The 11,861-nt window shown below is 68.7% G+C and carries 18 protein-coding genes; 14 read left to right on the top strand and 4 right to left on the bottom strand.

Annotated elements, in window-relative coordinates:
• Positions 1-261 precede the first annotated feature (261 nt).
• From AB0959_RS39900 to AB0959_RS39885, 4 genes are all read right to left on the bottom strand, one after another.
• Positions 262-693 (bottom strand): hypothetical protein, encoded by a 432-nt coding sequence (locus tag AB0959_RS39900; protein WP_366831694.1) that lies wholly within the window; start codon positions 691-693, stop codon positions 262-264.
• Positions 677-907 (bottom strand): DUF6011 domain-containing protein, encoded by a 231-nt coding sequence (locus AB0959_RS39895; protein WP_366831693.1) that lies wholly within the window; start codon positions 905-907, stop codon positions 677-679. Before AB0959_RS39895 ends, AB0959_RS39900 begins: the two co-directional genes overlap by 17 nt.
• Before the next feature lie 125 nt (positions 908-1,032).
• Positions 1,033-1,296, bottom strand: coding sequence for a hypothetical protein (locus AB0959_RS39890; RefSeq protein ID WP_366831692.1), 264 nt, complete (start codon positions 1,294-1,296; stop codon positions 1,033-1,035).
• Positions 1,297-1,305: 9 nt separating this feature from the next.
• On the bottom strand, positions 1,306-1,653 hold the full coding sequence (locus tag AB0959_RS39885) for a hypothetical protein (RefSeq protein WP_366831691.1): 348 nt from the start codon (positions 1,651-1,653) through the stop codon (positions 1,306-1,308).
• A 221-nt stretch (positions 1,654-1,874) separates the two neighbouring features.
• On the opposite strand from AB0959_RS39885, the gene AB0959_RS39880 reads away from it, so the two are divergent.
• The 14 genes from AB0959_RS39880 to AB0959_RS39815 all read left to right on the top strand — a co-directional run bounded on the left by AB0959_RS39880 (position 1,875) and on the right by AB0959_RS39815 (position 11,727).
• Entirely contained in the window at positions 1,875-2,414 is a 540-nt protein-coding gene (locus AB0959_RS39880; RefSeq protein ID WP_366831690.1) for a hypothetical protein, read from the top strand.
• 87 nt (positions 2,415-2,501) lie between these two features.
• Positions 2,502-3,389: a hypothetical protein gene (locus AB0959_RS39875; RefSeq protein WP_366831689.1), complete on the top strand. Its 888-nt coding sequence runs from the start codon at positions 2,502-2,504 to the stop codon at positions 3,387-3,389.
• Positions 3,390-3,573: 184 nt separating this feature from the next.
• A complete protein-coding gene (locus tag AB0959_RS39870) occupies positions 3,574-4,812 on the top strand; it encodes a DNA cytosine methyltransferase (RefSeq protein ID WP_366831688.1) in 1,239 nt (412 codons plus the stop codon).
• 66 nt (positions 4,813-4,878) lie between these two features.
• The gene (locus AB0959_RS39865) at positions 4,879-5,163 is read left to right on the top strand and encodes a hypothetical protein (protein ID WP_366831687.1); all 285 of its coding nucleotides are present in this window, start codon (positions 4,879-4,881) and stop codon (positions 5,161-5,163) included.
• Positions 5,164-5,192: 29 nt separating this feature from the next.
• Complete coding sequence (locus AB0959_RS39860) at positions 5,193-5,525, top strand: hypothetical protein (protein WP_366831686.1); 333 nt, start codon at positions 5,193-5,195, stop codon at positions 5,523-5,525.
• A complete protein-coding gene (locus tag AB0959_RS39855) occupies positions 5,522-6,376 on the top strand; it encodes a hypothetical protein (protein ID WP_366831685.1) in 855 nt (284 codons plus the stop codon). Before AB0959_RS39860 ends, AB0959_RS39855 begins: the two co-directional genes overlap by 4 nt.
• Positions 6,373-6,819, top strand: a complete 447-nt coding sequence (locus AB0959_RS39850; RefSeq protein WP_366831684.1) for a hypothetical protein — start codon at positions 6,373-6,375, stop codon at positions 6,817-6,819. The genes AB0959_RS39855 and AB0959_RS39850 overlap by 4 nt, the downstream gene beginning before the upstream one ends.
• 1,100 nt (positions 6,820-7,919) lie before the next feature.
• Positions 7,920-9,209, top strand: a complete 1,290-nt coding sequence (locus tag AB0959_RS39845) for a transcriptional regulator (protein ID WP_366831683.1) — start codon at positions 7,920-7,922, stop codon at positions 9,207-9,209.
• Positions 9,210-9,240: 31 nt separating this feature from the next.
• Complete coding sequence (locus AB0959_RS39840; protein WP_366831682.1) at positions 9,241-9,867, top strand: HNH endonuclease signature motif containing protein; 627 nt, start codon at positions 9,241-9,243, stop codon at positions 9,865-9,867.
• Positions 9,864-10,658, top strand: coding sequence for a DciA family protein (locus tag AB0959_RS39835; RefSeq protein ID WP_366831681.1), 795 nt, complete (start codon positions 9,864-9,866; stop codon positions 10,656-10,658). Before AB0959_RS39840 ends, AB0959_RS39835 begins: the two co-directional genes overlap by 4 nt.
• 12 nt (positions 10,659-10,670) lie before the next feature.
• A complete protein-coding gene (locus AB0959_RS39830; RefSeq protein ID WP_366831680.1) occupies positions 10,671-10,982 on the top strand; it encodes a hypothetical protein in 312 nt (103 codons plus the stop codon).
• A complete protein-coding gene (locus AB0959_RS39825) occupies positions 10,979-11,311 on the top strand; it encodes a hypothetical protein (protein ID WP_366831679.1) in 333 nt (110 codons plus the stop codon). Before AB0959_RS39830 ends, AB0959_RS39825 begins: the two co-directional genes overlap by 4 nt.
• Before the next feature lie 27 nt (positions 11,312-11,338).
• On the top strand, positions 11,339-11,584 hold the full coding sequence (locus tag AB0959_RS39820; RefSeq protein WP_366831678.1) for a hypothetical protein: 246 nt from the start codon (positions 11,339-11,341) through the stop codon (positions 11,582-11,584).
• Complete coding sequence (locus tag AB0959_RS39815; RefSeq protein ID WP_366831677.1) at positions 11,581-11,727, top strand: hypothetical protein; 147 nt, start codon at positions 11,581-11,583, stop codon at positions 11,725-11,727. Before AB0959_RS39820 ends, AB0959_RS39815 begins: the two co-directional genes overlap by 4 nt.
• Positions 11,728-11,861: the final 134 nt, after the last annotated feature.

Raw genomic sequence — 11,861 nt, 5'->3', positions numbered from 1 at the left:
GCCCTCTATCCTGCCCGAAAACCCGCGTGTGATCGATTCCAAAACTTCGGAGCTGCCTCGGCCCGGGTGCTGTCGGTGGTGCAAGTCCGGGGAACGCGAGGGGTGGGGTCGCGCGGGTGCGGGTTGGAGGGTGGGCTGCCGAAGTTTTGGAATTGTGCAGGTGGGAGGGGGCGGGGGTGGCTGTTCCGGGGGTGCCGGAGCCTGTACCAGAACGCTACGACGGAATGCGGCAGCGCGCTGGGGAGGCTTCCCCCGGGCGCGTCAGTCGACGATGATCCCCGGATAGCAGGCGCTGTGATCCCACAGGCCGCTGTCGTCCTGGAACGGATAACCGCAGTGACAGACAGTCGGCCGGGCTGGCAGCCCCTCGGACCGGTACTTGAGGGCGACGAGCAGCGGGGCCTGCGCCAGCCACGCGGCGGGGCTCTCCACGCTAAGGAAGTCGTCGAAGGCCCGGTCGAAGTCGATGCCGGCCTGCTCGCCGAGGTGCTCGGTGCCAGCCAGCGCCCGCATCCCGATCAGCTCGTAGATCTCCTCTGCCTGCCGCATGCAGAACGCGTACACGCGACCGCAGTATCCGGGGTCCATATCGTCCAGGCGCAGAATCTCGCCCTCGGCGTTGCACCACACCTCGTCGTGGTTGAGCAGGTCGGACCAGTGCCTGACCCAGCTCCAGTCACGGGTGGCGTTCACGCTGCTCCTCTACTTCCAGGCCGGGTATGGCGTCCTGGTCGACGTGGTGGTCGGGGTCGGGGGTGCGGTAGTCGGGATCGCAGGTCGGCCCGAATCCGCGGCGTCTTGATTCTGCGGTGTACAGCTGGTGGTGGCAGCCGACTCCCCGGCACCACACTCGCCGGCGCAGGCCCGGAGGGGCGTCGGTGAGGGCTTCCTGCTGGTGACGGGCCATACGTTGAGTGTGCTCCCGAATGGGGCTGGTGTGCTGACCGGATCGCGCGTTAGGATGCGGCTACGCGATCAGTATGAACGGCCACCAACCCCGGTGTGGGGCGGTGGCCTTCTTCGTGTCCGGGGTCAGTTGGCAGGGTCGTCCTCCGGCTGTGGCGGCGCAGGTCGGATTGTCACAGCCGAGTTGCCAAACTTGAGCGCGGCGAAGCCCTCGGTCTCGCACATGGCCACGGCCTGGCCGATGAGGCCTCGGATCGCCACGAGGTCGTTCTCGGTGGTGGCGGCCTTCTCGGTGCTCAGGACTTCGTAGACGGCGTCCTCGATGTCCTGGGCGTTGCCGATACGACGCTCGGGCTGCTGGCCCTTACGAACGATGGCGATGCGGTGCATGTGGGCTCCCTAGGCGGCGAGGCGGTGGGCGGCCTGCTCGAAGCGGGCGGCGGCGGTGAGGTCCTTGGGGCGGTACACCAGGAGGCGGGCGGTGAACGTGGTCGCACTGTAGAGCTTGACCGGGACGGCCTTCCGAGTGCGGCCCTTGAGCTTGATCGTCGCTTCGGTGGTGACGTCGGCGGTGGCGCCGCGGGAGAAGGCTCCGGCGTAGCGCTTGGCGGTGGTGTCGTCGAGGCCGGCGGCTACGAGGTGGGTGCGGGCGGTCTGCGGGGTGCCGGTGGCGATGGCCTTGTGCGCGTGGCGCAGGGTGCGCTGTTCGCGGGTGCGGTTGCGGAGTGCGCGCTGCTTGGCGTTCATCGGGGCCCCCTCGGTGTGGTGCGGTGGTTCCACTGTAGACCAGAAAGCATTGCAAGACAATGCCCAAAGCTGTACTGTCGTTCTTGCCGGGACACCGTTCCGGCCGCCACAGCCACCCGGCATGGCGAGGCAATGCTGATTGGAGGACACTGGTGGGCAACGCCCCCACGCGCCCGCCTGGCCGGCCCCGGTCCGAACGGCGCCCGCCGAAAGGACCCCGCGTGTCTCGCACTCGCCGGACCGAGCTGGAACTGGCCTCTTCGCTGCTGCGCAAGGTCGCCGACGGGAAGGAACTCAGCCCCGGTGACAGCGTGAAGGCCGTCATCGCCGTTGCGGCGGTGGACTCGATCCTTCAGCCGGGCGGCTGGACCCAGCTCCGGGAGGACGAGGGCGCGTTCACGACGAACCTGCCGCTGACGACCCGGGCCAGTGAGCGCGATGCGCTGACGAAGGCTGCGGACATGAAGCGGCGCACGCTGTCCAGCCTGGTGACGGAGGGCTTCCGGAAGGTGCTGGCGGGCGAGTGGATGCCGCCGAAGACGACCCGGGCCGGCCGTCACGACCCGAGCGATGCCCGTGTGGTGCTGAACGTGACCGTGGAGGACGCGGTCCGGCAGCAGTTGCGCGACAACTTCTCGCGGCTTGCGGAGGGGCTGGGCTACCGGGTGACGGAGGGCGGTACCGCGCTGGCGTTTCTGCGGTACGAGCTGAGGAACGAGCTGGCCGCGATCCAGAAGGCGAAGAAGCCGGCCGCCGACTAGGCACCTCGGGTAGCGGGCGCCTGGCCCTGGACACCGACAACCGGGCCAGGCCGCCGCACCCTTTCGTACAACCCCATTGGAGACCTCATGCCTCAGGGCACCGAGGCCCCCGCCAGCAGCACGGCGGAGGGTCTGACCTCGCACACCCAAAACCAGGCCGACCGCCCGGCGAACACCTTCGGGTACACGCGGGCCGAGCAGATCGAGGCCCTGCACAAGCTGCGGGAGCCGTTCAAGCCGGAGGAGATCCGGTACCTGCCGCGCGTGTGGTGCCGTGCGTGCAAGAGCGCCGGCTGGAACGGCTGCCAGCAGCACCCGACCAGCAAGTGCGGGAAGTGCAAGCAGAAGATGCCGAACGGCGGCCACATCGACCTGGCGTACGTCGGGCACGCGGAGGCCACGAACCGACTGTTGAACGTGGACCCGTTCTGGGGCTACGAGCCGCTGTCGCTGGATGAGCGGGGCCTGCCGCAGGCCGACGGCTACAAGGGGCTGTGGATCCGGCTGACGGTGTGCGGGATGACGCGGCTCGGGTACGGGCACGCCGGTGACAAGACGGGCGGGGACGCCATCAAGGAGACGATCGGCGACGCGATCCGTAACGCGGGTATGCGGTTCGGGATGGCGCTGGATCTGTGGACCAGCTCGGACCTGGAGATCGTCGAATCGGGTGGGGCGTCGCTGGAGCAGGGCGGCCGGGACGACGAGGCCAAGCAGACTGCACCGCCTGGGCGCGCCGACCAGGGCGGTGCGCAGGCGGCCGATCTGGACGCCTTCCAGGAGCGGGTGCGCAACGGCTGGAACCACGTTGGGGCCACGGAGATGGCGCTGGCTGAGGCGAAGCAGAAGGGCATCAACCCGGTTGTGCCGTTCGAGGGGGATCACCTGCACATCCAGGATGTGTTGGAGATTCGGATCAAGCAGTTGAAGGAGCGGGCCGCGCAGGGCGGCGACACGGAGAGGAACGCCGCGTGACGGCCTCCCTGACCCCGGCAGTCGACTGCGACGGCCCGGGGTGCTACGCCGCGACCCACTCCCCGGCCGCCCGCACGGTTACTGACGTCCGTCGGATTCGCCGCCCGGACGGCTGGCACGTCCGGCCCGGTGGCCGTGACATCTGCCCCGACTGCTGGAAGGCAGGCCACCGGTGAGCTACTCAGTGACGTGGTCCGATCACTTCTCTGGTGGCGGCGGTGCCGCGGACGGCGTGAAGAAGGTTCCCGGCAGTGTGATCGTGACGGCCGGGAACCACGCCCAGCACGCGGTCGCCACCTACCGGGCCAACCACCCCAACGTCGACGTGCGGTGCGCGGATCTGTCCCAGACTGTGCCGGCCGACTGGCCGCGTACGCACGCGTTGTGGTCGTCGCCGGAGTGCACGTATCAGACGGTGGCGCAGGGCAAGGTTCGCGGGCACGGCGAGTTCGTCGATGGTCTGTTCTCCACGACGGGACAGGACGAGACGGCTATCCGGTCCCGGGCCACGATGCACTGTGTACCGCGGTTCGCCGAGCACCACCAGTATCTGGCGATCGTGGTGGAGAACGTACCGGAGGCCCGCTGGTGGGGTCCGAAGCACAACCGTGGGGCCGCGTTCGACGTGTGGCTGGCGCAGATGCAGGTGTGGGGCTACAAGCACCGCATCCTGTATCTGAACTCTGCTCACCTGGCCGCATACGGGCCTGCGGCGGCGACGTTCCGGGATCGGATGTACGTGGTGTTCTGGCATGAGGTGCTGGGCCGGGATCCGAACTTCGACAAGTGGACGCGTCCGCTGGTGCGGTGTGAGCGGCACGGCGTGGTGCAGGCGATGCAGGCGTTCAAGTGGACGGATACGTGCTCGCCGCACAAGCCGTGGGGCAAGCATGGCGCCCAGTACGTGTGGCGTTGCCCGGACCACCGGTGCGCGGCGATGCCGCTGCTTCCGATCGGACTGCGTCCGGGATCGTCGGTCATCGACCACACTCAGCGGGGCCGGCTGATAGGTGACCGGTTCCAGCCGAACACGCGCCGCAAGGTGGAGGACGGGCACCGCGTCTACAGCGGGGCGCCGTTCATCGCAGAGCTGCGCGGTGGCGGGTCCACGCACCGGGCGCTGACGGAACCGTTGTCGACGATCACCGCGGGCGGCAACCACCACCTGTGGGTGCATGGGGACGCCGGGGACGTCCGGGATCGGTATGCCCGGATGCTGTCGGTCGAGGAGCGGAAGGTCGCCATGGCCTTCCCGAAGGAGTACAAGCTGATCGCGACCGCTGAGGACTGGCGGGAGCAGCAGAAGCAGCTGGCGTCCCTGGTCGGTATGGCCGTGACCCCGAACGCTTCTCGCGACCTGGGCGCCATGGTCGCCGAATTGATCACAGGCGAGGACCTCGAGCCGTACACGCTCGCCGCCTGACCTTCGCCCGCCCATCGGGCTTCCTGTTCCACACCCTTTCCGGCTCGAGCCGAACGGAGCTTCAGCATGCTCGCTTCCCTGTCTGACTGGATCATCGCGGTGGCCGCCGGGCTCGTCATGTACGCCGCCGCCTTCTACGCGTTGTGCTTGCACATCAAGTCTGTGCGGCGGCGCCGTCACGGCTCTCGGCCGGCCGAGATGAACCCGGTGTATCAGCGTCGTCTGGAGTTGGAGGCCCGCCTGGTGCGGGAGCAGCACGTGGCCCGGCATGCGGAGCGGATTGTGGCCGCGGAGCTGGGGCGGGTGGGCGGCTTGTACGAGGAGCCGACCCGGGGCCACGCCAACCACTGACCGAACCAACCGTTGTCCGCCCTTCCCGTATGGAGGTGAAGGCCGTGCCTGTACGTCTACGTCCGATAGCCACCGCCGCGGTCTTCACCGCGGCTGTTCTGACCGCCGGCGCGATCGCGCACCGGCACCGCACTGTGCGGCGCGCTCTCACCAGGGAGCGCGCCGCGTCTCGTCTCACGGCCGCTTGCTTGCACCGTGACCTGGCGGCGTTCCAGACCCGTATCGACGGGCTGCTGGCCGAGGACCGGCAGCGACGCCATGTGTTGGCGCAAGCCGACCTGGTTCTGGACTACGCCCTCGCTACTCACTCGACCGACATTGACCCGGATGTTGACCCGCAGACGGAAGGGGGGCCCGCGTGACCGGGACCGATCTGAAGACCGCGTACAGGAATCTCACCGAGCACCGTTTCTACCGCTACCGGGGCTGTGCTCCCGACCCCGATGACCCGACTCGCATGGCGGGGAATCCGGAGTTGTCGTTGGACGCGCACCACGGCCCGGACATGGACGGTCAGGAGCCGCAGGCGGAGCGTTTGGCGCGTGAGGCTGCGGCGGAGGAAGTGTGCCTGAACTGTCCGGTGATGGTGCTGTGTGACGCGTACGCGACCTCGGTGACGTCGGAGGGGAAGTTGGCGGAGCCGGAGGGGTTCCATGGCGGGCGGAAGGGGCTTGCGCGGCATCGGGTGTTCATCAGTGAGCGGCACAAGGTGGTGGCGGAGGAGGAGGACCGGAAGCTTCGGACGAAGCAGAAGCTGGCGGTGCTGGCTGGTCTGGCGGCGCACACGGATCCGTATGAGGTTGCGGCGGCTGCTGGTGTGGATGTGCGGACGGCGAACTGGCAGCGGTCGACGCTGGTGACCGGGTTGTGCCTGCCGCGTACGGCGTCCCGGGGCGAGTTGCTGGCTGCTGCCGCCGAGCGGGGCCTGGTCGACGGCGACACGGTGGTGCCGGATGACGGGACTGTGCCCGCGATTCCGCCTGAGTGCAAGGCCGAGCCTCGCGAGGAGTTCCAGGACAGCCTGGACGACCACGCCCAGGCTGAGGCGCATCTCGAGCCCGCCGGTGGCCCGCTGCGCCTTCAGTCGCCGCGCCGTGACCGGTTCACCGATGTCGCCGGCCAGTTGGCCCTCTGGGAAGCCGAACTGTCCGATCTGGCCGACGTGCACGACCTGTTCCCCAACCCTGCTAGCGCCATGGAGGCAGCGGCATGACCACCCGTTCCACCCCTCACACCCCCCACACCCCCGTCAACGGCTCCACGCCCGCCCCGGCGTTCGATGAGGCGGTGCATGCTGCGGATATGTCGGGGGCGGTGATGGCCGCGTCGTCCGGGGACTTCATCGCGGGCCTGATTGCCTACGGACAGTTGGCGTCGGTGGGGTCGCCGCGGGCCCTGGTGGCTGGCCTGTTGCCGGAGATGGATCCGGAGATGCGTCAGGAGCTGATCGACCGGCTGTTGGCGATCGGGTTTCATGCGGGCCGTTTGTCGGTGCGGCCGCAGTTTCATGGTGAGGATTTGGCGCGGGTGCAGGACAAGTTGGCGCGGGCGGGGTTCAACGCGATGGCGGGGCAGGTGGGCCGGTCGCTGCGGACGGTGGCGCCGACGCGTGCCGGGCGCGGCGAGGTTGACGGCGGGTCAGGGCGTGAGGGGTGAGGTTGGGCGTGTGGTTTATCCGACTTGAGACGCATGGGGAAGGGCGCGGGACAATGCGGTGCACAACCGGTAGGCTTCGCCTAGCGCCAGACGCACCCTCAGGGATGGGGGTCGGAGGGCGCGGGCCTGAAAAGTTGGAAGGCCCCGCTGCCACCCTCAGGGGTGGCGGGCCTGGTGCTGGTAACACCAAGGCGCGGGACCTGCCGACACCCAACCGCTTGCGACGATATGAAGGTGCCGACATGGCAGAGAGTACCCGGAGTTCCGGGCTATCAGACAGGCAAACCCCAGCCACCGCCGTGAAGATCACACCGGCGCGCGAGCGGGGACCTGTCACCACTACCCCAGCAGTCGCATGACCCGGCGGCCGCCCTCCATCGAGGTGGGCGCCTACCACGACGAGATCCGCCTGCACCAGCAGACGCGCCCTGCCGACTACCACCCCGCCACCGCAAATGAGCCTCGCCGCGTCCTGACGCTGAACGGGGATGCCCTCGCGGGGTCGAACAACGGCGAGGGCCGATCCGACTGGAGCTACCGCCCCAACGTGGTCGTCCACACCGCCGTCACGGGGTCGGGCTACGCGTACGGCGCGTCCGTCGCCGCCTGCAACGGAGACCTTGAGCTCAGCTACCAGGCAGATGCGTCAGCGCTGGTAAAGGTCCGCGATGTCGACGAGCAACTGCTGTGCCGTCGACCAGGATGCCGCGCAACGCGCACTCACACTTCTGCGCCTGGTCCGGCGCAGACCGCACCCAGAGAGCGAGATCGGATGATGTAGCGCTTCCCGGCGGGAGGTCCTGAGCCCCTTGGCGGGGGCTTCTCCTCTACCGCCTGGCCGCTGGTGTTGGCGCACCGTGCGCGGCCTCGTACCACGGCTCGAAGTTGGCGCTTCGAGCTAAGGCTCCGGAACCCGGAGCGAGTTCTGGTTCGACGAGAACCCATTCACCACCGAGCGGGCTTTTTCATGTCCGCAGGACGGCAGGTACATAGTGCAGCACCGCACCCCTTCTTGTCAGCTTGGCGCTTCCACGCCGGGCGATTCATCACGTATCTCCCCCAAAAACGGCGGCACCCAGTGCCCCACGACACGTCTCTGCGTGCCGTCCGCGCACCAGTGGCTGACCGGCACCACCGGCCGCATCGCCACCTGCGCCCACTCCTGGCTCACCGCCGTCCACTGGATCCACGACCTCGCCGCCAAAGGCCTCTACACGCCCACCCAGGCCCACGGACCCAAGTGGGGAGGGACGACCCTCGCCATCGCGCAGGAGATCGCCCGCCTGAAGGTGTGCCGGCCCGGCATCGCCTACCTCATGCGGAAACTCAAGCTGTCGGAGCGGACCATCCAGTACCACCTGACGATGCTCCGCGAAACCGGCCTGCTCGTGTACCGCAGCAAGGGCACCCGCAAGCGCGGAGAGGCCAACCAGGCGTCCGTGTACGAGCGCACCATCCCCGCCGCGTTCGACACCGAGCACGGCATCCGGACCGTCGGCGAAGGGGTGCAACGGCGCCCCGTCGGTGTCGCCGAGACCGCCCGGGAGGCCATCGGGAAGCTCGCGAAGAAGGCCGCCCAGAAGACCCGCCGCCCCCGCCGTCGCACCTCTGTTTCGGGCCAGGGGCGTTGCACCCCAATGCAGGGGGGTACCTCAAGCTCTTCCACTACAGCTCTCTCTCGCTTTCCCTCTGAGAGCAAGCTCGCAAGCGGGGACAGCCAGTCAGCCCCCAAGAAGAACCCCAACCGCGGGCCGCGAACCCTGAACAAGGTCGGCCGCCGCTACCAGGTAGCCCGCCAGCTCGTCTCCCAGACACCGTGGCTGCACGGCGCGTCGGTGCCACGCATCGCGTGGATCATCCGGCACTGCGCAGACGCCGGATGGACCGCCCTAGAGATCCGGGCCGCCGCCGAGCAGATGCCCGTGGCCTCCGATGACGCCCGCCGCCCCTCCGGGCTGCTCGCTTACCGGCTCGCCTGCTGCCAGCTGCTGTACACCACCCCGGAGCGCCGCAAGACCCTGGTCCTGGCCTGGCAGGAGTCCCGCGCCAACGAGCAGGCCCGCCACACCGGCTTCGACGGCTTCGGCGGCGCCCCCAAGAGCCTCGCTACGCGCCGCGCCGTGGACGAGGCGTTCACCGCCATCCGCGATCGCCTGGCCGCCGACTACGAGCCCGTCGACTCCAGCCCGCTGGCCCTCGAGGACCTGACCCGTCAGGAGGTTGTCGCCATGCGGGCGGACGCGATGACCGACCCGGGCCTGATCTTCGCCGCGATCGAGCTCCTCGGCGAACGCGACGCACGCCGCCTGTACACGAACCGGCTCGTCGACCAAGCCCTCGCCCTCGAGAACATCGCCAACCGGCGCGACACCCTCACCCCTACCTTCTGATTGGAGCTGGACCTTGCCTGCTGTGCGAAGCATGGAAACCGCGAAGAAGCTTGTCCAGGGAAACCCTGGCGAGTGCTGGAGGCTGCCTGCCGAAGTCACTATCCCCAACGGCAACGGATACGTCCGCATCTACGTCGAACGGAAGCGATGGTTCGCGCACCGCCTGGCCTACGTGATGTTCGTAGGGCCCATCCCCGAAGGACTAGTGATCGACCACGTCTGCCACAACCAGGACACAAGCTGCCCGGGGGGACACGCCTGCCTCCACCGGCAATGCGTAAATCCTGCCCACCTGGAAGCGATCACCCGAGGAGAGAACGTACTCCGGGGGCTCTCGCCGACCGCTTTCAACGCACGTAAAGAGACGTGCCCTGAAGGGCATCCCCTGGTCGACAGCAAGGAGCGCCGCCCTGGACGGCGCTGCCCCATTTGCCGCATGAAGAAGCGCATAGCTAGAGGCGAGACCAGCGGAAACACTCACTGGAAGGACCGTGTCGAGTGCGTCAACGGGCACCCATTCGATGCGGAAAACACGTACTACAAGACGACTGTGGAGGGGAAAGTCTGGCGCAGGTGCAGGGCATGCCAGCGGGAAAGGGACCGCAAGCGGGCGCTTCGGAAACGTCAGGAACGCATGGCGGCGGAGGCCAGCCAGTGACTGACACCCCCACCGCGTCTGGCGCCGACCTCGCCCGGCAGGCCCTCGCCGCCTACAAGGCCACCGCCCGCAACCAGCCCACCCAAGCCCCGAAGAAGCCCCGCCGCAGCAGCCGCCCGGCCCGCGGCGAAGGACGCGACCCCCAAGGCCTCGGCCACATCCTCGGGCGCCTCACCGCCGAACAAGGCTGGGACAACGCAGTCGCCGGCGGCAGCGTCCTCGACCGCTGGACTGAACTCTGCCCCCAGTACGCCGGATGCGTCGAACCCGCCGCCTACGACGAACAACGCGGCCGCCTCGACCTCCGGCCCGCCAGCCACGCCTACGCCTCCCAGCTCCGACTCCTCGGCGGCCAACTCGCCAAGCAGATCAACGACAAGATGGGCCGCCCCGTCGTCCGTACGATCCGCGTCCTCCCGCCCGGCAACCTCACCAGCACGCCCCGCACGGCCGCACCCACCCAGCCCGAGCCTGAGGCTTCGGTGCGCACCCGCGAGACCGCCTCCGACGGCTACCGGCAGACGATCGCCCTGGCCCTCGACAACCGGCCCGCCCCACGACCCACGGACCCGTACGTCGCCGAAGCCATAGCCCGCCAAGAAGCAGCCCTCCGCGCCGGACGGCAACACGACGACGAACACCAGGAAGCCGTCGCAGAGCAGGAACGCCTCGAGCGGTCCGCCGGACCCAGGCCAGGCAGCGTCGAAGCCTCCATCTCCGCCGCCATCGCCTACAAGCGGCGCGAAGCCGCCGGCCTCAACGTCCCCCGCCGAGCATTCGACGTGGCGTGAATGGAGAACCCCATGGCCAAGCCGAATCCCGAACCACCCTGCCCGAACGTCGACCGGCACACGCCCGCACCCCGCGCCTATGTTGCCTGGCACTTGTGGGCCGAACAGATGGGCCGCACCCACGACCAGAAGCGCTGCCCCGACTGCGGACTGTTCCAGATCTGGGTGCGCCGCCTCGACGCCCCCGACCTCCCCCTCATCGAATACCGCCTGCTCCACAAAGAATGCCTGTGCTGCGACGGCGAAACCCGCGGCTGCAACTGCCGCTGGTGCAAGCACAACCTGCGGATCATCGCCAACATGAGCAAGCCCAAGGAGGCGTGACCATGGACCCCTTCGCCCCACTCGGCCGCTTCGTCGACGACCAGCAGCGACTCTGCAACTACTCCCCGGGTGACACTCCAAGCGCCGACTGTGGAACCGAGGCCACATGGCACGTCATGTGGAACGTTGCCGCAGAAGTCAGCTTTGCCTGCGACCCGCACATGGACCGAGCCCGAAGCCGTTTCGTATTCGTCGACTCCCACCCCGTTGGCCCCGACTGCGGTATGCCCGGGGCGCTCTGGGACCTCGAGCACCAGCGGTGCGTCTACCCCGACGAGGCGGCCGAGCGGGGGCAATACCGCGCGGAATCCGACGCACTCTGTACGTGATCACCCCGCACGAACGGAGGCCTCACGTTGGCCACACCCCTCGCACCCCCGCAGGCCGCCATGCCCACACCCCACACCCACGCCATGTGCCTCCTCCACGCCGACTACCACTCCATGCGCACCGACTGCTGGGCCACCACCCTCGACTGGTTCCTCGCCCACCACCACCTGCCCGACCCGGAAGCCCGCGACGAATACCAGCTCGAGGTCGAGCGGGCGATGCTGAACCAGCACATCCACGAGCACCTCGGCCCCACCGGAGACCCGCGATGACCACCGCCACCCCCGTCCGCCCCCAGCGGCAGCCCGCCTGGCCGGCCTCCCCGCCACCGGTGTGGGAACACCACCGCATCTTCTGCGAGCCCGTGTACCGGGTGGAGTGGCGGCCGCTCGAGGACGACGGCGACGACGACTGACCCCGTGCTGTTTACCGCGGTAAACAGCACCCCACCCCGCGCAGCCCCGTAAGGGCGAAACGCCCGCCGCCACCACCAGACTTCAGCCACCGGTCTGGAATGATGCTCCCTGCCCGCAGTACCGGAACCCACGG

The organism is Streptomyces sp. NPDC046862 (assembly GCF_040704615.1).
GTDB lineage: Bacteria > Actinomycetota > Actinomycetes > Streptomycetales > Streptomycetaceae > Streptomyces.
The sequence above is the reverse complement of the archived record's forward strand: the minus strand, read 5'-3'. Positions and strand labels throughout refer to the sequence as shown.